The organism is Paractinoplanes polyasparticus (assembly GCF_019710575.1).
Taxonomy (GTDB): Bacteria; Actinomycetota; Actinomycetes; order Mycobacteriales; family Micromonosporaceae; genus Actinoplanes; species Actinoplanes polyasparticus.
In genome coordinates this window covers 133,327-154,239 of record NZ_JAHWFK010000020.1, presented here as the reverse complement: position 1 = coordinate 154,239, position 20,913 = coordinate 133,327, and the positions used below count along the sequence as shown (strand labels likewise).

The following is a 20,913-nucleotide window of genomic DNA, read 5'->3' as shown; positions in this document are numbered from 1 at the left end:
CCACCTCAGTGCCGGTACTGAGAAGCACCACGTAATCCGGCCCGGTTGGACAGGCCGAGCTTGCTCAGGATGTTGCGGACGTGGGTCTCGACCGTTCGCTCCGAGAGCACCAGCCGCTCGGCGACGGCCCGATTGGACAGTCCTCCGGCGACCAGCGCGGCGATCTCGCGTTCGCGGGCGGTGAGGTCGTCCCGGGCCAGCTCGGCGGCGGCCTTGGCCACAACGGGCATGCCGAGCCGGCGGGACGTCGCGAGCGCTGCCGTCGCCAGCTCCCGGCTGCGGTGCGGGTCGATGGTGCGCAGATGCCCGGCGTACGCGATCTGGGCCCGGGCCAGATAGCCGGGCGCGCCGATCCGCTCCTCCATGGCCACCGCCTCGGCCAGATGCCGCGAAGCCTCGGGCCGGCCGAGCGTGGCCGCGATCGTCCCCAGCACCCGCGAGACCGCGCCGTGGCAGCTCGACATGGAATTCAGGTAGATCCCGGCCCGCGACGCCATCCGGGCGTAACACTCGGCCGCGAGCTCGTGCTCGCCCACCCAGGCCGCCAGCTCGCCGGTGACCACCGTGACGAAGGTCCGCCGCCCGTCCGCCGGAAGCCGGGGCAGCACGCCCCGCAGCCGCCGGGCCGCGGTCAGCCCGCCGTCACGGTCTCCGCGTCCCATCGCGATCAGACCCAGCTGGGCCAGGGCGATCGGCTGCTGTTCGCTGTCCAACCCGGTCTCGCCGACCCAGGTGTAGTCGCCGGTGAACTCGGCCAGGCCGCTGAGGAAGGCCAGATACAGGTACGGGGCCGAGGCGTCCTGCGATCGGGCGGCCACCTCGAGCGCCTGTTCGGCCAGTTCGCGGGCCGAGTCGAGGCGGCCCGCGACCAGGGCGCGGGCGGCTCGCGCGCGCAGCAGATGCCAGTGGGCCACCGGCCACCCCAGGCGGTCGGCCAGCCCGGCCAGCCGGTTGGTCTCGGCGTCGTACCCGGCCAGATCGCCCCGGGCCAGGCAGGCGTCCAGCCGCCAGGTGCGCCCCCACAGCTCGGCGTCGGGTTGCGCGCTCGGCCCGGCCAGCTCGCAGCTGCGCCGGGCCAGGTCGAGCACCTCGTCCAGGTCGTCGGCGGGGTCGATCGTCTCGTGCCGGGCGTGCACGGCCGCCACCAGCGCGTCCGGCCGCCCGGAAGCCTCGGCCAGGACCATCGCCTCGCGGCTGATCCGGCCCGCACGCTCCGGATCGCGGTCCTCGGCCAGCAGGAACGCGTACTGGGCCAGCACCATGGCCCGGTCGCCGTCGGTCAGGTCGTGCGCGAGGGCACGTTCGCACAGCCGCAGCAGGGCCGGGCCGAGCGGGCCGCCGAACCCGCGGATGACCAGTGCCGCCGGGGCGCCGACCTCGTCGACCACCGCCTCGCAGTCGGCCCGGGCCACGTCCAGCTGCCCGTTCCGGTACGCCGCCCCGGCCCGCTCCAGACGCAGCGCAGCGTCGCCGGGCGCGCTGGCGAGGGCGTGACCGAACCAGCGGACGGCCTCGGCGTGGTCGAGCGCCCTCGTCGCGGCGCGGGCCGCCGTTGTGCAGGCCTCGACGGCCGCTCGGCGTGATGCGGGGTCAGCCGCGGCCCGTACGCGATGACGGGCGACCTCCGCGACCGGAGCGCCGTGCTCCTGCAGGGCCGTCGCGATCGCCGCGTGGGCACGGATCCGCTCGTCCCGGCCGAGAGCGTCGTAGAGCGCCTGACGCACGAGCTCGTGGACGAAGCGGACCCGGGACGGCGCCCACGGGTCGTCGACGAGCACCCCGGCCGCCACGGCCTCGGTCAACGGCTCCACCGCGACGACCCGTTCCAGGACGGAGACGTCGATCTCGGACCCGTACGCAGCCGCCACCCCGAGCATGTGCCCGCAGGCAGCCGACAGCTGAGCCGTGCGCCGGGCGATGACGGACCGCAGGCCGTCCGGCAGATCCACCTTGCCCGCGGGTGCGGCCAGCCGGCCCTCGCGGATCAGCAGGCGGGTCAGCTCGCGGGTGTAGAGCGGGTTGCCCCCACCGAGCCGGTGCACGACACCGGCCCAGCTCGGATGGACCGCGGACGCGTGGGCCGCGAGATAGTCGGCGACCGCCGCCTGCGCCCAGGGTCCGATCGCCAGCGTCTCGATGGTGCTGCCGCCGGGTAGGGCGATCGGATTGCGGCTCGTGCCGAGCACCACGATGCGGGCCGTGCCGATCTCGCGGGCCAGGGCGGCCAGCAGCGCCGACGACGCCTCGTCGGCCCAGTGCAGATCCTCCAGGACGAGCATGAGCGGCTGCTTCTCGGCGACCGCGTTGAGCGCCGTGATCGTCGCCCGGATCGCCCGGAACCGCGCCGCCGCAACCGGCTCCCCCTCGTCGGCCAGCGTCAACAGCCGCGGCGACAGCAATCGCGGGGCGGTGCTCAGCAGGCTGATCCACGGCCAGAAGCTCGGCGCGCCCTCGTCGGGGTCGGCCCGGCCGGTGAGCACCGTGACCCCGGCCGCGACGGCCCGGGACACCGCCTCCTCGACCACGGCCGTCTTGCCGATGCCGGCCTCGCCGACCAGCAGCGCCACCCCGCCCGCGCCCTGTTCGGCCGAGGCGCGCAACCGGTCGAGGGCGACCACCTCGGCCACCCGGCCCACCAACCGCGAACCCATGGGGACAACGTGGCCCCTAGGTGGACGGGATGTCCACCTCGATCTCGTTCGAGAGGGTGAATCCGTCGCAGAGTTCGAGGTCGTCGCCGCTCCAGAAGCGGCCCGGGTCGTACCAGTTGGGCTGCCGGCCACGCGGCAGCAGACCCATGTCCTCATAGGTGACGGCGACGACCTCGGCGCAGTACGCGGTCTCGAGCGCGGCGTCGGTGGCCGGGCCCTTGCCGCCGCGCACCCGCCACCGCGGCCGGATCTGCGGCACCCGGCCGCGGACCCACCGCCAGGCGAGCTGGGCCGAGGACGGGAAGGGCGTGCCGTCGAGGCGGGCCACAGTCTTGAGGGCTCTGTCTTCCATCGCCTGGTCGACGCCGGGCTCGAGCTGGCGCAGCCAGCCGCGCTGACCGTAGCGGAGGCCCCAGACGGTCACCGCGTCGCGCAGGTCGTGCAGCTGGACGCCGCGCTGGAACGTCCCCGACCACAGGTCGGGCAACGAGCGGCCCAGCTCGGCATGCCACATGAGTGGCGGCATGTCCTCGACGACGATCGACATGCCGACGTGGTTGACCGGGCTGTTGGTCAGCGTCTGGATCGCGCGATCGGCGCCGGTGCGCCCGCGGAAGATCCAGATGTCGCCCGTCCGGGTCAGGTCGATGGCCTCATCGAGGCTTAAGGCGGCGTCCACGTGTCTATCCTCAGGTAATGCGTTGGTGGAAAGTAGTGGGATTGGCCGGCCTGGCGGGCGTCGCGGCGACCGGGGCGGTGGTGGCCCGGGCCGAGCGCAAGCGCCGGCAGTACACCCCCGACGAGATCCGCGACCGGTTGCACCAGCGGGTCGCCGAGGCGGCCGAATCAGACGACATCAGTATCGCGGAGTAGCGACCACAAGCCGGCCCCGTCGGGCGCCGAGAACCAGGTCTTGCCGCCGGAGCCCACCGCCTCGGGGTCGCCGGACGGACCGGGGATCGCGCCCGCCAGCACCGACTGGGTGGGTGACAGCTGCCGGATCGCGACTGCGGCCACGTTGTCCGGGTGAGCGTGCGCGAACTCGGAGTAGATCTCCTGGTCGTGCTGCCCGTCGTCGCCGATCAGCAGCCAGCGGATCTTCGGGAACTCACGGGAGAGCCGCTGGAGCGTCGAGCGCTTGTGTTCCTGACCGCTGCGGAACCACCGGTCGGGCGTCGGACCCCAATCGGTGAGCAGCAGCGGGCCCGCCGGGTAGAGGTGGCGGGACAGGAAGCGGGTCAGCGTGGGGGCCACGTTCCAGGCGCCGGTCGACAGATAGAAGACCGGAGCGGTCGCGTTCGCCGTGACCAGCCGCTCGTAGAGCACGGCCATGCCGGGCACCGCCATGCGCGCGTGCTCGTCGAGCACGAACGTGTTCCACGCCGCGAGCAGCGGACGCGGCAGAGCGGTGACCATGACCGTGTCGTCGATGTCGGAGATGAGGCCGAAGCGGCATTCCGGGTCGAGCACGCGGATCGGCGCCTCGGCCGGGGCCGCGCCCTCGGTGAACAGCCGCACGCTGCCCCAGCCGGGCTCGAGGTCACCCTTGACCCGGGTGTCGATGTAGCCGCTGCGGTCGGTGCGGGTCTCGGTGATGCTGTCGCCGATCTGGATCTTCACGACGGCGTTGTTGACCGGTGAGTTGGTGAAGCTGCGCCAGCCGCGCACCTTCTCCAGCTGCTTGGCCGTGCGTGTGCCCCGCGTCAGCACGACCCGCCCCATGACGCGCGCCCAGCCGGGCGCGCCGTATCCCGTGTACGCGGTGATCACCGGACGCCAGCCCCGGTTGCGCAGGCGGCGCTCGATGATCTCGTGGAAGGCGTCCTCCACCCGCGCGGCCCGGTGCATCCTGACCACGGGCGCCTGCCCGCCCGCCGGAGTTGATGCCACGCTCTGGCCCCCTGATTTCCTCATTCGGCGGTCATCCTGCCCGGTTACGGTACCCGGACAACCTGACAACCGCGGGCGAACGGTCCCCGCTCCAAACACGACGTTCAGGCGACAGCTTTCGCCATGGCCGGCATCTCGGTCGTCGCCCACTGGTCGGCGAACCATTGATCGTCGGCGACGACCCGGCCCGCGACGCCCGCGCGCACCAGCGCCGCGGCAGCCTCGGCCCGCAGGCTGCGCAGCGCCTCGGCGGCCAGTTCGGACTCGTGCCAGGCCGCCTGCTCCTGCTTCTGGGCGTTCTCGTACTGCGACAGGCGGTGGGCGCGGACGGCGTTGCGCAGCAGCCCTTCCTGCACCACCGGGTGCAGCCGCGGGTTCCAGCCCCGGTGCGCGAGCACGTCGTTGAGCTGCTCGATCGAGATCTCGCGGCGGCGGCAGGCTGCGGTGGCCGCACTGTGCAACCAGCGCTGGCGGTCGGCGTTCTCGCCCGGTTTGCGGCGGCGGCTCATCAGGGGGAAGGCGGCGGCCCGGGCCCCCTCGCGGGCCTGGCGATCGGCCTCGTCGTAGGCCAGCCAGGCCGCGTCCACCTGTTCCTGCGCGGTGGCCCATTCGGCGCGCAGGCGGTCGGCGGTGGCCGCGGCACGTTCAGCTGCGACGGCGACCTCGCCGGCAAAGCGGAGGGCGTCGGCCTGGGGCCCGGTCAGCGGCGGCGCGGGCGCCTTGATCGGCAGGGACACCAGGGCCCCGGCCAGGGCGACAGCGAGCAGGATGACGACCCACAACGCTGCGGCGTAGGGAAGGGAGACGAAGAAGCTGTGCACAGCGGATTCCATCGCAACCTCACATGGGCTCTACCCGAAGATCATGCGGAGAGAAGCGGCTCCTGGGCCGCGAACGGGATGCGGTAGCAGAGCTTCAGAGAAAAGGCGGTCCGCGTACGGCGTAGGCGCGCACCCGGAAGGCGGAGAGCACGATCATCGCCGCGACCGTGGTCAGCAGCGCCACCGCCGGAGCCATCGGCGCCGCCACAGCCAGCATCACCCAGTGCGCCGACAACCCGCGCGGGCTGCTCAGCGACTCGACGCCTGCGGCCGCCTCGGCAGGCGCCGATTCGGTCTGCGCGGCGGCAACAGCCGACACTGGTACGGGAGCCGGCTCGCTCTGCGCGGCGGCCCGAACCGCTCCCGACTCGCTCTGCGCGACGGCCCGAACCGCTCCCGACTCGCTCTGCGCGGCGGCCCGAACCGCTCCTGAATCGCTCGGCGCGACGGCGATAGCCGAAGCCGCTGCCGGCTCGGGCTGCGCGGCGACCACAGCCGACGCCGGGGCGGGGTCGGCGGGCGAGAGGTGGGCGGGTGCGAGGTGGGCGGCGAAGGCCAGTGCGAGCATGGCCAGTCCGGTGAGAAAGCGCAGCAAGCGGTGCCCGTCCCAGTACCCGGGAAGCACACGCGCCACGGCCGTCACACCGACCAACTTACCGTTTCGACCCGAAACGCGCAGCGCTCCTCCGAGTTACGGCCGTTCCCCCAGAAATCCCCCGGACAGGCGAAAGGCGCCGCAAGCGGCGCCTTTCGAGGGGTTGCTCCTACTTACTGGGTTCCGGTACGTCGACGTCGCACGAGACCTTCGGGTTGACGCCCATCCAGTTGAGCGGGCCGGCGATCGTCGTGACGGCGATCGTGCTGAACTCGGCACAGCTGGTGTCGCTGGTGTCGGAAAAATAGCCACGCTCGTAGGCGGCGACGCCACCGAGCACGAGCCAAATGATCAAAAGCAGCCCGCCGATCGAGCCTGCGCGCATTGGGGGCCTCCTGTGTCGTGGGGATGCCCACCGATACCCAGAATCGTTCAACCTCTAAACGAGACAGCTTCAGCGCGGCTCGTTCAGGCCTTCACGGCCTGCAGCGTGTAGGTGTGCGGCAGCCGGTCGGGCCGGTCGATCAGCTGCCATTCGTTCTCCTGCACCTCGGTCATCTGCCCACCCGGCAGGGCCTCCCACGGCACGGTCTTGTGTTCGACCAGGCCGGTCAACGTGAGGCCCGCGTCCAGTACGGCGGTGACGATCTCGCCCAGGCCGTGGTTCCACTCGTGCGTCGTGTTGTGGGTGAAGGCCGTGTCCTTGGCGGCATAGCTGCCCTCGTCCTCGTAGACCTGCGGCTTCTCGGTCTCGAAGTACGGCTCCTGCAGCGCGAGCACCCCGTCGGTGCGGTCGTAGTCGAGCGACCACAGCACCGGATGCCCCTCGCGGATGAACAGCCGGCCGCCCGGCCGCAGCAGCGCGGCCACGGTCCGGGCCCACTTCCGGATGTCGGGCAGCCAGCACAGCGCGCCGATCCCGGTGTAGACGAGGTCGTAACCGTCACCGACCGCGTCGACCGCGTCGTAGACATCGGACTGGACGAAGCGGACATCCTGCCCGGCCAGCTTGGCGATGCGCCGGGCCTCGTCGAGGGATTTCGGCGAGAAGTCGACGCCGGTCATGGTGGCGCCGAGGCGGGACAGCGACACCGTGTCCGTGCCGATGTGGCACTGCAGGTGCACACCCCGCAGTCCGGAGATGTCGCCCAGCAGCGGAACGTCGAACCGGACCACGGCACTCAGGTGGCCGGGGTCGGCGAAGCGTTGCACTTTGTAGTCGGACGAAGCCGCGTGCGCCGCCGCGCGATCGTCCCAGGCTGCACGGTTCACGTCACGGTAGTCGGTCATCCGGGCACGATATTCGTTCACCGATGTCAGCGGCTTAGGTTTTTGGTTTCGCCTGAGGTTGGATGGCAGTTCGGAACGCGGTCGAACGGCGGGGGTGCGGGTTTGGAGACCAGGCGTACGACGGTGCGTGATGTGCGCCGGGCGAACCGGTCCAGCCTGCTCACCGACCTCTTCCACGGCGGGCTGCAGAGCCGGCAGCAGCTGGCCGCGAGCACGGCGCTGAGCCAGGCCAGCGTCAGCAACCTGATCGGCGAGATGATCGAGGAAGGGCTGGTCGAGGAGGCCGGCCTGGTCGGCTCGGACGGCGGGCGCCCCCGCGTGCTGCTGCGGGTGCGGCCCGGCTACCGCTACGTGGTGGGCGCCGATGTGGGCGAGACCCGGGTGCTGGTCGAGCTGTACGACCTCGAGATGACTCGCCTGGCCGCGGTCACGCTGCAGCACGACGACGGCCCCGAGCAGGTCGCCGGCCGGTTGCTGAGCGGCCTGCGCACAGTGCTCGACGAGGCCGGGGTCGCGCCGCGCGACGTGCTGGGCTTCGGCGTCGGGGTGCCGGGCGTGGTCGGGCAGGACGGCGTGGTCGACTCGCAGTCGACAGCCTGGGACGCCGTGCCGCTGGGCGACATGCTGCGCGCCGGCACCGAGGTGCCGATCTTCGTCGAGAACGGCGCGAAGACGCACGGGCAGGCCGAGATGTGGTTCGGCGCGGGGCGCGGGGCCCGGCACGTGGTCGTCGTCATGACCGGTCTGGGTGTGGGCGCAGCCGTGGTGATGGACGGGCGCAGTTACTACCGCGGGGCCAACAGCAACGCCGGCGAGTGGGGGCACACCACGCTGGTGTACGACGGCGACGAGTGCCGGTGCGGGGCGCGGGGCTGCCTCGAGGCGTACATCGGGTCGGACCGGATCACCCGGCGCCTGGCCGACGCGACCGGCGAGGCGTACTCGAAGGAGCTGTTGCCCCGGCTGCTGGCGACGGCCGACCTGCCGCCGGCGGCCGCGCGGGTCTTCGAGCACACCGCCGGCTATCTGGGCGCGGGGCTGGCCGACCTGATCAACCTGTTCAGCCCGGAGCGGATCGTCCTGGGCGGGGTCACGGGTTCGGTGTTCGGCGCACGGTTCCTGCCCGAGATCCGGGCCGCCGCGGCTCGCCACGCGCTGCGACGGCCGTACGCGCAAACCACCATCACCATCTGCGAGCTCGGCGTCGACGCGGTGGCGATGGGCGCCGCGACCCTGCCGATCGCGCAGCTGCTGGCCGAGGGCGCCCTGCCCGACCAGGCCGAGCAGGTGCTCGCCTTCACCCCGCGTCAGCGCCGCCCGGGGGAACGAACGCGACGCTGAGCCACGGCGCCAGCGCCCGGGGAACGAACGCGACGCTGAACCACGGCGCCAGCGCCCGGGGAACGAACGCGACGCTGAACCACGCGTCAGAGCCGCACTCCAGCAAAGAAAGCGGGCGCGACGCTGACGCGTAAGGGGTTCAGGCTCGCAGGGCGGCGATCGAGTCGCGGAACCAGAGCGCGCTCTGCTTGGGCGTGCGCTCCTGCGTCTCGTAGTTCACGTGCACGATGCCGAACCGCTTGGCGTAGCCCTCGGCCCACTCGAAGTTGTCGAGCAGCGACCACGCGAAGTAGCCACGCACGTCCGCGCCCTGCTCCCGGGCGGCCGCGACGGCCGCGATGTGGGAGGCGAGGTATTCGGTACGGTCGTCGTCGGCCACGTAGCCCGTCGCGTCCGGCTGGTCGTCGAAGGCGGCGCCGTTCTCGGTGATCACCATGGGCAGGCCCGGGTAGTCACGGTGCAGGCGCACCAGCAGCTGGGTGAAGCGCTCCGGGGTGATCGGCCAGCCCATCGCCGTACGGGCCGTGTCGGGAAGCACGGAACGCACGATCGGCTCGCCGTTCGCGTCCTGGGTGCGGCCCTGCTCGTCGGTGCCGGCGAAGTCCTGTCCGAAGTAGAAGTTGACGCCCAGGGTGTCGATCGGCGTCGAGATGATTTCGAGGTCGCCGTCCTGGACCGGCAGCGCCGAGCCGCGGGCGGCCAGGTCCTCGACCATGTCGGCCGGGTAGGCGCCCTTACGCAGCGGGTCGAGATAGAGCCGCAGCCCCATGCCGTCGGCCCGCCGGGCGGCGTCACGGTCGGCCTCGGTGTCGCCGTGCGGGTCGGCCGTGCCCATGTTCAGCGTGATGCCGTAGTTGTGGGGACGGGTCTCGGCGGCCCGCATCCGCTGCGTCGCCAGGCCGTGGCCGAGCAGCAGGTGGTGGGTGGCGGCGAGCGAGGCGTCGAAGTCCTTGCGGCCGGGCGCGTGCACGCCGACGTTGTAGCCCAGCCAGGCCGAGCACCACGGCTCGTTCAGTGTCGTGAACGTGTCCACCCGATCGCCGAGAGCGTCGAAGACCAGCATCGCGTAGTCGGCGAACCGGTAGGCGGTGTCGCGGTGGGGCCAGCCGCCCGCGTCCTCCAGTTCCTGCGGCAGATCCCAGTGATAGAGCGTGACCCAGGGGGCGATCCCGTTCTCGAGCAGCTCGTCCACGAGCCGCTCGTAGAAGCCGAGACCGGCCGGGTTGACCGGGCCGCGGCCGCCGGGCTGCACCCGGGGCCAGGCCACCGAGAACCGGTAGCTGTCGACGCCGAGGCCCTTCATCAGCGCGACGTCCTGGGGCATCCGGTGGTAGTGGTCGCAGGCCACGTCGCCGTTGTCGGCGCCGACGACGGCGCCGGGCACCCGCGAGAAGGTGTCCCAGATGGACGGCGTGCGGCCGTCCTCGTCGTGCGCGCCCTCGATCTGGTACGACGCCGTCGCCACGCCCCAGACGAATTTCGCGGGAAGCCCGGTGGCGAGCGGAACGGAGGTGGTGGTGGGGTTCATGGCACTCCAGTGGGGATGTAAAAGGAAAATAGGGGCCGGTCCGCGTTGGCGGACCGGCCCCCGTTCTCATCCGACGGGTTGCTCCGTGGGATGCAGCCAGCACGCGACGGAACGTGCGGCTCCGTCCGGGGTGCCGGGGCGGCCGAGCACCGGGATGTGCGGTGCGCACGGCTCGAACGCCTGGGGACAGCGGGGATGGAACGAGCAGCCGCTGGGCATGCCGGCCAGGTCGGGGGGTGATCCCGGGATGCCGGTCAGCTCGCGGCGCGGCCCGCGCAGGGCGGGGAACGAGCCGAGCAGACCCCTCGAGTACGGGTGCAGAGCGTCCCGGTAGATCGTGGCGGCCGGGGCCTCCTCGACGATCCGGCCGCCGTACATGATGGCGATCCGGTTGGAGAACTCGACCAGCAGGGACAGGTCGTGCGTGATGAAGATGACCGAGAAGCCGAGCCGCTCGCGCAGTTCGATCAGCTGGCCCAGGATCTGCCGCTGCATCACCACGTCGAGGGCGGTGGTCGGCTCGTCCATGATCACGACCTGCGGCTGCAGGATGAGCGCCATGCCGATCATGACGCGCTGCCGCATGCCGCCCGAGAGCTGATGCGGGTACGCGTCCATCCGGTCGGGCGAGATGCCGACGAGCTTGAGCATCTCGCGGGCCCGGGCGTTGCGGCTGTGCTCGCTCATCTTGGGCTCGTGCGCCCGGAGCACGTCGGTCAGCTGGGTCGAGATCTTGTGCACCGGGTTGAGTGAGTTCATCGCGCCCTGGAACACGATCGCCGTCTCGGCCCACCGGAACGCGCGCAACGCCTTGTCCGAGAGGCCGAGAACGTCGTACGCGTCGCCCTTCTCGGGGTGATAGATCACCTCGCCGCCGGTGATCACACCCGGCGGGGCGAGCAGCCGGGTCAGACCGTAGGCCAGGGTCGACTTGCCGGAGCCGCTCTCGCCGGCCAGGCCGAGCACCTCGCCCCGGTGCAGGGTCAGGTTGACGTCGCGGACCGCGCGGACGGCCCGGTCGCCGAGGCCGTACTCGACGTTGAGGTTGCGGATCTCAAGAACGGGTTCCATGCTGAGCCTCCATGTCATGCCCTCCTGGCCCTACGACCGCTCCGCTCGCTCCGGTGCAGTCGCTCATGACCCGGCCACCTCTCGGGCCACCGGCGTCGCGCCGTCCGTGTTGATGGGGATGGGCCAGGCCCGGGTGTGCGGCTCGGCCGAGTTCGACAGCACCGGGGTGAAACCGATCCGCATGCGTACGGTGCCGCCGGAGGCCGTCTTGAGCTTGGTCTTGCCGGCGCTGCGCAGCCGCGGGCTGACGAACTCGTCGATCGCGAAGTTGATCAGCGACAGCGCCGTGCCGAGGAAGGCGATGGCCAGACCGGCCGGCACGAACCACCACCACGCGCCCTGGGCGAGCGCCTGCTGACCCTGCGCCCAGAACAGGATCGTGCCCCAGTTCCAGCCGGCGGCCGAGACGATGCCGATGAAGGCCAGGGTGATCAGCGACAGCACCGCGAAGATGACCGTGCCGATGAACCCGGAGGCGATCACCGCGGTGAGGTTGGGCAGCAGCTCGAAGCCGACGATGCGCCAGGTCTTCTCGCCGGTGGCCCGGGCCGCCTCGATGTAGTCACGCCGGCGCAGCGACAGCGTCTGGGCGCGCAGCACCCGGGCGTTCCACGACCACGACGTGAGACCGATGATCAGAGCGATCAGCAGGTTGCTGGCACTGTCCAGGATGGAGGTAATGATGATCATCAGCGGGATGGCCGGGATCACCAGGAACACGTTGGACAGCGCCGACAGGGCGTCGTCGGTCTTGCCGCCGAGGTAGCCGGCGGTGATGCCGATGATGACGGACAGCACGGTCGCGATGGCGCCGGCCAGGAAGCCGACGAACACCACGGGCCGGGTGCCGTCCAGCACCTGGCTGAACACGTCCTGACCGAGGTGGGTGGTGCCGAACCAGTGGTCGGCCGACGGCGGCTGGATCAGGTCGTTGCTGCGCGCGTCCGGGTCGTACGGCGTGATCCACGGCCCGATGATCGCGAACAGCACGTACAGGCCCAGGATGAGCAGGCCGAAGGCCGCCTTCTTGTTCTTCAGGAACAGGAACCGCTGCCGCTTGGCCTTGCTCGGCTTGGCGCCCTCCGGCGCCGCCATCGCCCCTTGGCCGGGGATGACCTGGGCGGTGCTCGAGGTGGGGATCGTCATCGCTCAGCCCTCCTTGCGGGTACGCGGGTCGAGGAGCAGGTAGGCCACGTCGGCCAGCAGGTTGGCCACCAGCACCGAGATCGTGATGACCAGGAAGATGCCCTGCATCAGCGGATAGTCCTTGGCCCCGAGCGCCTGCAGCAGGATGAACCCGAGCCCGGGGTACGAGAAGACGATCTCGACCAGCAGCGTGCCGCCGACGATGAAGCCGAGCGACAGCGCGAAGCCGGAGATGTTGGGCAGCAACGCGTTGCGGGCGGCGTAGCTCACCGCGACCCGCCGCTCGGACAGCCCCTTGGCGTGCGCGACGGTGATGTAGTCCTCGGACGCGACGGTCACCATCATGTTGCGCATGCTGAGGATCCAGCCGCTGACCGACGAGATCAGGATGGTCAGCGCGGGCAGCAGGCTGTGCTGCAGGGCGCTCGGGATGAAGTACTGGTCCCAGGCCGGGATCAGCGCCGAGTCGAAGCCGCCGGACGACGGGAAGAAGCTGTCCGGGCCGGTCAACAGGAAGATCGCGATGATGCCGAGCCAGAAGTAGGGCACCGACGAGAAGAACGTGGTGACCGGCAGCAGGCCGTCGGTCCACGAGCCGCGCCGCCAGCCGGCCAGCACACCCAGGCTGGTGCCGATCAGGAAGCTGATCACCGTGGTGATGCCGACCAGCAGCACGGTCCACGGCAGCGCGTCGGCGATGATCTGCGACACCGGCGACGGGAAGAAGGTGAAGGACAGCCCCAGGTCGCCCTGGAACAGCTGCTTCCAGTAGTCGATGTACTGCGTCCACAGGCTCTTGTCGTCGTCCAGTCCGAACAGGACGTAGAGCGAGTTGATGGCCTCGGTGCTGAGCTGGCCCCGGAACTTGGCGATCAGCGACTGCACCGGGTCGCCGGGCACGAGCCGCGGGATGAAGAAGTTCAGGGTGATCGCGGCCCACAAGGTGAACAGGTAGAACGCGATGCGCTGCAGGAAGTACCTCACGCCGCCACCCCCGGCTGCTGGGCGGCCACGGTGGCCTCGTCGTAGAGCCAGCAGGCGGCCCAGTGGCCGGGCTTGTCGCCGATCTCGAGGCGGATCGGCAGGTCGGTCTGGCACCGCGGCATGGCCATCGGGCAGCGCGGATGGAACCGGCAGCCCGAAGGCGGGCGGATCAGGCTCGGCGGCTCGCCGTTGCCCCGGTCCTCCTCCAGCGGGTCGGCGTCGGCGGCCAGCCGGTCCGGGTCGGGCGCCGAGTCGATCAACAGCCGGGTGTAGGGGTGCGCGGGGGTCTGCGTGACGGTCTCGCTGTCGCCGCCCTCGACCATCCGGCCCGCGTACATCACCAGGGTGTCGTCGGCGAAGTAGCGCGCCGAGGCGATGTCGTGGGTGATGTACAGGATGGCCAGGTTGAGCCGCTCCTTGAGGTCCCGCAGCAGGTTGAGCACGCCGAGCCGGATCGAGACGTCCAACATGGACACCGGCTCGTCGGCCAGCAGCGCCTCGGGGTCGGCGCCGAGCGCGCGGGCGATGGCGACACGCTGCCGCTGCCCGCCGGAGAGCTCGTGCGGGAACTTGTCGAGGTAGCGCTCGGGCGGGGTGAGGCTGACCCGGGTGAGCAGCTCGCGCAGCGCGTTCTCGAGATCCTCGTCGGTCTTCCCGGCGTTGTGGTGGATCTTCAGCGCGCGGGTGAGGTGATAGCGGATGGTGTGCACGGGGTTCAGCGAGGCGAACGGGTCCTGGAAGATCATCTGGACCCGGGCCGCGTACGCCCGGAAGGCGCTTCCGCCCTTGACCGTGATCGACTCGCCGTGCAGCTGAATGTCGCCGGCCGTGCGCGGATAAAGCTGGGCGAGCAGCCGGGCCACCGTGCTCTTGCCCGAGCCGGACTCGCCGACCAGCGCGACCACCCGGCCGCGCCGCAGGGTGATGTGCACGTCGTCGACGGCGTGCACGGCCGTCCGTTCCTTCGAGAACAGCTGGCGCAGCCCGCGGCGTACGGGAAAGTGCTTGGTCAGGCCGATCGCCTCGAGCACCACCTCCTCGCCGGAGGGCGCCTTCGCGTCCTGAATCATGCCGGGATTCCTTCTGTCTCAACGGCGGGGCGCCGCTCCCACCCGGCGGCACGGGCGGGAGCGGCGTCCACGATCAGGAGTTGGCGGGCTTGAGCTTTCCGATGATCAGCGACACGTACGGCTGGGTCGGCTGCGCACCCGAGTACGGGTCCGCGTCCGTCGGCCATCCGGTCCAGTTCTTGTCGCTGTAGGCAGCGCCGACGTTGTCCGCGCCGACCGGGAACATCGGGGCCTGCTCCACGAAGACCTTCTGGATCTGGTTCATCGCCGTGGTGCGGGCCTCGTCGCTGGTGGCGTTCTTGTACGCGGTCAGCGCGGCGGTCGCCTCGGGGCTCTTGAAGCGACCGAAGTTACCCTGCTGAGCCGGGGTGCCGATCGGCTTGAGCAGGTCGCCGTCCATCACGGTCTGGTAGATGTCGTACGGCGTGGCGCCGCCGTTCGTCCACCGCATCGAGGCCTCGAACGCGCCGGTCTGCACGTTCTTGTCCCACACGTCCTGGTTGGGCTTCTCGACGGTCGCCGCGATGCCGATCTCGGCGAAGTTGCTCTTGATGATCTCGAGCGAGGTCTGGTAGTCCGACCACGGCGCGGGGTCGCTGAGCTTGATCTTGACCGGCTTGCCGGACGGGTCGCTGAGCACCTTGCCGTTCAGCTTGTAGCCGGCGCTCTGCAGCAGCGCCTTGGCGCCCGCCACGTCGTTCGAGAACTCCTTGCCCTTGTACTCCGGAGCGATGAACGCGTCACCGGCGCCCGGCGGCAGGCCGGTCACGCTCTTGATCTCCGGGTGGAAGTACGAGGCCTCGGCCTGGGTGAAGATGTCGGCCCGGTTGATCACCATGTTCATCGCCTGACGGAGCTTCACGTCGTCGAACGGCTTGATCGTGGTGTTGATGTAGAGGCCGTGGATGCCGAGGACGCCGGGCGCCCACACCTTGTGGTGCTCCGGGTCCTTGTCGATGAACGTCGCCTTCGGGTTCGGCAGGAAGACGAACGACCACTCGGTGTCGCCGTTGGCCAGCGCGGTGCCCTGAGCGTTGTTGTCGGCGTAGGAGACGTAGCGCAGCTCCTTGACCTGCGGCACCGTGCCCCAGTAACCCTCGGTGCGCACGGACAGCGTGACGCCGGCCTGGGTGAAGGACTTCAGCGTGTACGGACCCGAGCCGACCGGCGTCTTGTTGATGTCCGTGGCGGGGTCGCTGATCTTCTCCCAGATGTGCTTGGGCACGATCGGGGTGCTCGCCATGATCTTGTTCTGGTTGACGAACTGCGGCGTCTTGAACGTCACCTTCACGACGTTGCCGGCCACCGTGATCTGGTCGAACGGGATGGCGTTGACGTTCAGCGCCTCGTTGCTCTTCAGCAGGTTGAACGTGTAGGCCACGTCTTCCGCGGTGAGCTTCTGGCCGTCGGACCAGGTTGCGTTGTCCCGCACGGTGACCTCGGCCGACTTGTAGTCGTCGGCCCACTTGACCGCGCTGGCCAGCCACGGGACGGCGGGCTCGGCCGGCCGCACCGGGTTCCACTGGGTCAGCGGCTCGTAGATCATCCACTTGTAACCCAGGGCGTTGGCCGACGACGTGCCGGCGAACGGGTTGTGGTTCTCGGTCTGCGTGCCGTTCGGCATGCCGATCTTGAGGAAGTCGACCGACGACTTGTTCGCGTTGTTGGCGTTGTCGGCGTTGGGCGAGTCGCCGCACGCGGCCAGTCCGCCCGTGGCGAGCACGCTCGCCACGGCGACCGCGAACAGTTTCCTTCTCTGCATCGCGAAAATCTCCTCGGGTGACGGAATCAGGTATCAATCGGGGTGAGAGGGCGTGCGCTATCGCGGCGCCGGCCCTGATTTCTGGCCGGCCCCGGGTGTGCTGCTTGTTTAAGCCACTGTGGAGGGTCGAGTGGTGAAGGTGGTGGGGATGATGGTGGGACGGTTGGGCAGGGGTGTGCCCTCGAAGTGGGCGAGCAGCGTGCGAGCCGCGGCCTCACCCATCTCGCGCAGGGGTTGATGCACGGTCGTCAGCGGCGGCTGGGTGTGCGCCGCGGTCGGTATGTCGTCGAAGCCGACCACCGCCACGTCCTGCGGGATGCGGCGGCCCGCGTCGAGCAGCGCCTGCATCGCGCCGATGGCGGCGAGGTCGTTGTGGGCGAACACGGAGTCGAACTCCACCCCGGACTTGATCGCGACCTGCACGGCCTCGGCGCCCAGGGCGACCGTGAAGTCGCCCAGGGCCAGCCGGTCGGCGGCGATCGGGTGGCCGGCCTCGGCGAAGACCGAGGCGAAGCCGGCGTGGCGCTGCTGGGTGCAACCGAAGCGCTCCGGCCCGGAGATCACGAGCGGCTTCGTACGCCCGATCTCGAGCAGGTGCCGGGCGGCCGAGCCCGCGCCGTCGTGCTGGGTGGTGCCGACGCTCGGGATCTCGCCCGAGGTCTGGTCTCGGTCGTCGATGAGCACGACCGGCAGGCCGCGGCGGTGCAGCGTGGCGATGTAGTCGAGGGTGCCCTCGGGCTCGATGACCAGCAGCCCGTCGAACGACTTGGCGGACACCTGCGCCCCGAACTGGCGCATCGACTCCTCGCCGCGGTTGCAGGTGAACAGCAGCAGGCCGTAACGCTCCGTCTCGAGCACGTCGACCGCGCCCTGGATGACGTCGCCGATCCACGGCCAGGTGAGCGAGGGCACCAGCATGCCGACCACCCGGGTGCGTCCGCGAGCCAGCCCGACGGCCCGGGAACTCGGCACGTAGCCCAGCTCCTCGATCACCGCACGGACCCGCGCGGCGGTCGATTCGTCCAGCTCACCCTTGCCGTTGAGCACCCGGGACACGGTCGTCTTGCTGACCTTCGCCCGGGCCGCCACATCGGCGATGGTGATTGGCACTGGTCCTCCTGACGTGTCACCACTTCATTGCGGCCGGATTTCGGAACCGGTTTCGGAAGCGGTTTCGGCAGTTAACGCCAGTGAAGCCCGTCACGTCAACGGGGCCTCTGAATTATTTAAGTTTCAGTGCGATAACACGGGGGCAGGCACCCGGTTACACGGCGGTCAAATGCGGACCGGTGCGGACATCTCGCCGGCCACCTCGCCGGCCAGGTGCGGCAGAACAATGCCCAATGGGGCATCGATGTGGAGACCCGCGTACGGCTCGCCGCGCGTGACCCCGCGGTTGACGATCGCGACCCGGATGCCTTCCTTGACCGCGCGCAGCACAAACCGGCGGCCCGACATCACGGTCAGCGAAGAACCGAGAACCAGCAGCGTACGGGCGTTGCCGACGAGCGCGAAGCTGCGCGACACCCGCTCCGGCGGCACCGTCTCGCCGAAGTAGACGACGTCCGGCTTCAGCATGCCGCCGCAGCTCAGGCAGTCGACAACCGTGAATCGGTCGAGATCGGTGTCGTCGAGCTCGGCGTCGCCGTCGGCGTTGATGGCCACGGCCGCGGCGTCGAACGCCGGGTTGGCCTCGTCGAGGCGTGCGGCGAGGGCGACACGGGCCGTCAGATCGCCGCAGTCCAGGCAGACGATGCGGGCCAGGTTGCCGTGCAGCTCGACGACGCCGCTCGCGCCGGCCGCCTGGTGCAGGCCGTCGACGTTCTGCGTGATGATGCCATCGACCACGCCGCAGCCCTGCAACGCGGCGACCGCGCGATGACCGTCGTTCGGGAAGGCCTCGCCGATCGTGCGCCAGCCCAGGTGGGACCGCGCCCAGTAGCGGCGGCGGGCGATCGGGTCGCGCGTGAAGGCCTGGTAGGTCATGGGCGTGCTGCGCCGGGCCGACCCCGACGGGCCGCGATAGTCCGGAATGCCGGAGTCGGTGGAGAGCCCCGCGCCACTCAGAATCACCACGCCGCCCTCGGAGATCCACGCCCCGAGCTCGGCCACCTGCTCCACAACCTGTAAGTCCACGCGACAATCGTCCCTCGCCGGACCCGCCGCGGCTATCGTTACGCCGGTGAGCCTGCCCGGAGCCGTTCCCCACTCCCCCAGCGGCCCGCCCGGCGCCGCCTCGGCCGCCGCCCAGCCCACTGCGGCCGGACTGCCCGCCACCTGGCCCGCCGCCGCCCCGCACGACGCTGCCGGCTTGCCCGCCACCTGGTCCGCCGCCGCCTCGCACGACGCTGCCTGCTTGCCCGTCGCCTCCTCCGCCGCCGTTCCCCACGGCGCTGCCGGACTGCCGGAGTGGGACCGGTTGCGCGTGTTGCGGGCCGAGGCGGAGTTCGCCTCCGTGCGCAAGGACGCCCGGGTTGCCTACGCCCTGTGGTGCGTGGTCGGCCTCATCGGCGGTCACCGGTTCTACCTGGGCGACACCGGCCGGTCGATCGCCATGCTCTTCACGCTGGGCGGCCTCGGCGTGTGGTCGCTGCTCGACGTGTTCTTCGTGGCCCGCCGGGTGCGGGCGGTCAACCGCGCCCGCCGCGCCGCGATCATGGCCCGCCACGGCTTGATCGACGCCTGACCCAGCCCGCTCTGGCGGCCACATCGCCGCGCCACGGCTTGATCGACCCCGGACCGCAGACCACTTGCGCGGCCACATCGCCGCGGCTGCTACTTGATCGACGCCTGCCCCGCTGGCACTCTCAGTGGCATGGGGTTGTTCACGCTGGGTGAGGCGCGGGACGAACTGAAGCGGTTGCGGCCCGTACTGGAAGAGATCGTTGCTCTGCGAGCGGACGCGGCCGAGCTCGGCGCCGTGATCGGGGCCGGCGGTCCCTCGACACCGCTGGGCGGGATGCCGGAGTGGAAGGCGACCACCGCGCGCCTCGACGACCTGATGACCGAGGTGCAGCAGACCGGCGCGGTGCTCAAGAGCCTGGCGCCGCTGCTCGTCGACTTCCCGGGCGAGGTGGACGGGGTAGACGCCGATCTCTGCTGGCTCGAGGGCGAGACCGACCTCGGCTGGTACCACCGCTCCGATCTGGGTTTCGCCGGACGCCGTCCGCTGCCGTAGGTCTGCTTGCCAGCGGGGCCTCGCCGCGGCCCGACCGGCTACGAAGCAGACGTCTGGATCTTCTTCCGCCGGCTGGCTCCCGCCACCTACCCTGACCTCGATGAGCGTCGAAGTGAGGGCCTGGGTCAGCGCCGGGTGGACGGGCGCCGTCGCCGCGTTGCTGGCCGTGGGCAGCCTCACCCTGCTCGACGCGGTCGCGGAATGCACCGTTGTGCTCGCCCTCGGATTCCTCGCGTATTCGATCCGCTCCGTATTCCGCGCGCGGTCCCTGCGCGCGATGTCACGCTGGGCCACCGCGATGGGATGTTTCCCGGTCGGCCCGGCCGCCCTGGCCTGGCCCTGGCAGAACCTCCAACTGCAAGGAAGCAGCCGGGTCAGGTACGCCTGGAGCGGTGACATCGAAGGGCTGCCGGTGACCTTCGGTGAGGTCCAGTGGTCGGGCGGGGCCTTCAGCGGCGCCGTGGTCGACCGCGACGGCAAGGGCAGTTTTGTCGTGGTGGGCCTGCCCCAGACGCAGCCGCCGATGGCTGCCCGGTTGCCGTACAAGTTCATCGGCGACTCGCCCCGGCTCGAGCAGCCGGCCCTCCGTCACGCGTTCCGCATCATGGAGATCCCACCGTTCACGGTGCGCGACACCGAGCTGTTCACCGTCGAGGCCCGCGACGAGGCTCTCGACCCCGGCTCGGCCTACCGCGCCATACAACGGGCCCTGCTCGTCGTCCGGCTGCTCGACGTCGGCCCCGACCGGCCCCAGGTGGCCGCATGATGCTGATCCGCAGACGCTGGTGGTCACCGTTGTGGCTCGGCGTGCTCGTCGTGGCGCTGCTGCTGGGCCGCGCGCTCAACCGGGGGCGCGACGACTGGTCGGGCCCCATCGCCTTCGCCGTGATCGTCACGGTCGCTCCGGCCGGCTTCTTCCTGGCCCGATTACTGTTCCGGCGTCACCTCCGCCGGTGGGCTGTCCGGGGCGGGTGGACGGAAGTCGATCCGGACGAGCGCCCCTGGCCCTGGCAACCACACGCAGCCAGCCGGACCAAGATCCGCCGGGCCTGGCAACCACAGACGGGCGGCCGGATCAAGGTCCGCCGGGCCTGGCAACCACAGGCGGGCGGCCGGATCAAGGTCCGCCGGGCCTGGCAGCGCGAGATCGACGGGCTGCCGGTGACCTTCGGCGAGCTGAGCTGGAAGAACACCGACTTCGACGGGACAGCCTCACAGCACAGGGGAAAAGGTGCCTTCGTCATCGTGCGCCTACCCCAGACGCAGCCGCCGATGACCCTGCGGCACACCTTCGAGCCGGTGGGCGACTCGCCCCGCCTGGAACAGCCCGCGTTGCTCGAGGCTTACCTGGCCGGCGAGATCGGCCCATGGGCCGTTCGCAACAACGAACTCTTCACGATCGAGCCGCGCGACGCCTGGCTCGACCCCGACATGGCCGACCAAGCCGTGCGGCGCGCGCTACGGGCCGTCCAGCTGCTGGACCTCGGCCCGGACGCCGCTCACGCCGAGCCGAGATAGCCAACCGTTTTCCACAGTGCCGAGTTATCCACAGCGCACCGCGGCCAAGCCCCCACGATCATGCTCAA

21 protein-coding genes are annotated in these 20,913 nt (G+C 70.7%); 6 read left to right on the top strand and 15 right to left on the bottom strand.

Features of this window, described 5'->3' with window-relative positions; all coding sequences use genetic code 11:
- Positions 1-5: 5 nt before the first annotated feature.
- Together KXC43_RS21010 and KXC43_RS21005 are read right to left on the bottom strand one after the other, a co-directional pair.
- Positions 6-2,651 carry an ATP-binding protein gene (locus tag KXC43_RS21010; protein WP_221377801.1) on the bottom strand — a complete coding sequence of 882 codons (2,646 nt, stop codon included), beginning with the start codon at positions 2,649-2,651 and terminating at the stop codon, positions 6-8.
- Between the two features lie 16 nt (positions 2,652-2,667).
- Positions 2,668-3,330 (bottom strand): hypothetical protein, encoded by a 663-nt coding sequence (locus KXC43_RS21005; protein ID WP_221377800.1) that lies wholly within the window; start codon positions 3,328-3,330, stop codon positions 2,668-2,670.
- A gap of 17 nt (positions 3,331-3,347) precedes the next feature.
- On the opposite strand from KXC43_RS21005, the gene KXC43_RS21000 reads away from it, so the two are divergent.
- A complete protein-coding gene (locus KXC43_RS21000; protein ID WP_221377799.1) occupies positions 3,348-3,524 on the top strand; it encodes a hypothetical protein in 177 nt (58 codons plus the stop codon).
- On the opposite strand, the gene KXC43_RS20995 is transcribed toward KXC43_RS21000, so the two are convergent.
- From KXC43_RS20995 to KXC43_RS20975, 5 genes are all read right to left on the bottom strand, one after another.
- Entirely contained in the window at positions 3,498-4,565 is a 1,068-nt protein-coding gene (locus KXC43_RS20995) for an App1 family protein phosphatidate phosphatase (protein WP_221377798.1), read from the bottom strand. The genes KXC43_RS21000 and KXC43_RS20995 overlap by 27 nt on opposite strands.
- 80 nt (positions 4,566-4,645) lie before the next feature.
- Positions 4,646-5,374, bottom strand: coding sequence for a hypothetical protein (locus tag KXC43_RS20990; protein ID WP_221377797.1), 729 nt, complete (start codon positions 5,372-5,374; stop codon positions 4,646-4,648).
- 82 nt (positions 5,375-5,456) lie between these two features.
- Positions 5,457-6,005, bottom strand: a complete 549-nt coding sequence (locus tag KXC43_RS20985; RefSeq protein ID WP_221377796.1) for a hypothetical protein — start codon at positions 6,003-6,005, stop codon at positions 5,457-5,459.
- A 121-nt stretch (positions 6,006-6,126) separates the two neighbouring features.
- The gene (locus KXC43_RS20980; RefSeq protein WP_221377795.1) at positions 6,127-6,342 is read right to left on the bottom strand and encodes a hypothetical protein; all 216 of its coding nucleotides are present in this window, start codon (positions 6,340-6,342) and stop codon (positions 6,127-6,129) included.
- 83 nt (positions 6,343-6,425) lie between these two features.
- Positions 6,426-7,247: a class I SAM-dependent methyltransferase gene (locus KXC43_RS20975; RefSeq protein ID WP_221377794.1), complete on the bottom strand. Its 822-nt coding sequence runs from the start codon at positions 7,245-7,247 to the stop codon at positions 6,426-6,428.
- Between the two features lie 102 nt (positions 7,248-7,349).
- Between KXC43_RS20975 and KXC43_RS20970 the strand changes: the two genes are divergently transcribed.
- Positions 7,350-8,588, top strand: a complete 1,239-nt coding sequence (locus KXC43_RS20970) for an ROK family protein (RefSeq protein WP_221377793.1) — start codon at positions 7,350-7,352, stop codon at positions 8,586-8,588.
- 139 nt (positions 8,589-8,727) lie between these two features.
- On the opposite strand, the gene KXC43_RS20965 is transcribed toward KXC43_RS20970, so the two are convergent.
- From KXC43_RS20965 to KXC43_RS20930, 8 genes are all read right to left on the bottom strand, one after another.
- A complete protein-coding gene (locus KXC43_RS20965; protein ID WP_221377792.1) occupies positions 8,728-10,116 on the bottom strand; it encodes a GH1 family beta-glucosidase in 1,389 nt (462 codons plus the stop codon).
- A gap of 66 nt (positions 10,117-10,182) precedes the next feature.
- Entirely contained in the window at positions 10,183-11,187 is a 1,005-nt protein-coding gene (locus KXC43_RS20960; protein ID WP_221377791.1) for an ABC transporter ATP-binding protein, read from the bottom strand.
- 63 nt (positions 11,188-11,250) lie between these two features.
- A complete protein-coding gene (locus KXC43_RS20955) occupies positions 11,251-12,333 on the bottom strand; it encodes an ABC transporter permease (RefSeq protein WP_221377790.1) in 1,083 nt (360 codons plus the stop codon).
- A gap of 3 nt (positions 12,334-12,336) precedes the next feature.
- Positions 12,337-13,317, bottom strand: a complete 981-nt coding sequence (locus KXC43_RS20950) for an ABC transporter permease (RefSeq protein ID WP_221377789.1) — start codon at positions 13,315-13,317, stop codon at positions 12,337-12,339.
- Positions 13,314-14,387, bottom strand: coding sequence for an ABC transporter ATP-binding protein (locus KXC43_RS20945; RefSeq protein ID WP_221377788.1), 1,074 nt, complete (start codon positions 14,385-14,387; stop codon positions 13,314-13,316). The genes KXC43_RS20950 and KXC43_RS20945 overlap by 4 nt, the downstream gene beginning before the upstream one ends.
- 73 nt (positions 14,388-14,460) lie before the next feature.
- Positions 14,461-16,149: an ABC transporter substrate-binding protein gene (locus KXC43_RS20940; RefSeq protein ID WP_221377787.1), complete on the bottom strand. Its 1,689-nt coding sequence runs from the start codon at positions 16,147-16,149 to the stop codon at positions 14,461-14,463.
- A gap of 108 nt (positions 16,150-16,257) precedes the next feature.
- Positions 16,258-17,259, bottom strand: coding sequence for a LacI family DNA-binding transcriptional regulator (locus KXC43_RS20935; protein WP_221377786.1), 1,002 nt, complete (start codon positions 17,257-17,259; stop codon positions 16,258-16,260).
- A 165-nt stretch (positions 17,260-17,424) separates the two neighbouring features.
- Entirely contained in the window at positions 17,425-18,285 is an 861-nt protein-coding gene (locus tag KXC43_RS20930; protein ID WP_221377785.1) for an NAD-dependent protein deacetylase, read from the bottom strand.
- Positions 18,286-18,331: 46 nt separating this feature from the next.
- Between KXC43_RS20930 and KXC43_RS51060 the strand changes: the two genes are divergently transcribed.
- The 4 genes from KXC43_RS51060 to KXC43_RS20910 all read left to right on the top strand — a co-directional run bounded on the left by KXC43_RS51060 (position 18,332) and on the right by KXC43_RS20910 (position 20,845).
- The gene (locus KXC43_RS51060) at positions 18,332-18,835 is read left to right on the top strand and encodes a TM2 domain-containing protein (protein WP_308129176.1); all 504 of its coding nucleotides are present in this window, start codon (positions 18,332-18,334) and stop codon (positions 18,833-18,835) included.
- 129 nt (positions 18,836-18,964) lie between these two features.
- The gene (locus KXC43_RS20920; RefSeq protein ID WP_221377784.1) at positions 18,965-19,327 is read left to right on the top strand and encodes a DUF2203 domain-containing protein; all 363 of its coding nucleotides are present in this window, start codon (positions 18,965-18,967) and stop codon (positions 19,325-19,327) included.
- Between the two features lie 100 nt (positions 19,328-19,427).
- Entirely contained in the window at positions 19,428-20,093 is a 666-nt protein-coding gene (locus KXC43_RS20915) for a hypothetical protein (protein ID WP_221377783.1), read from the top strand.
- Entirely contained in the window at positions 20,090-20,845 is a 756-nt protein-coding gene (locus KXC43_RS20910; RefSeq protein WP_221377782.1) for a hypothetical protein, read from the top strand. Before KXC43_RS20915 ends, KXC43_RS20910 begins: the two co-directional genes overlap by 4 nt.
- Positions 20,846-20,913 lie beyond the last annotated feature (68 nt).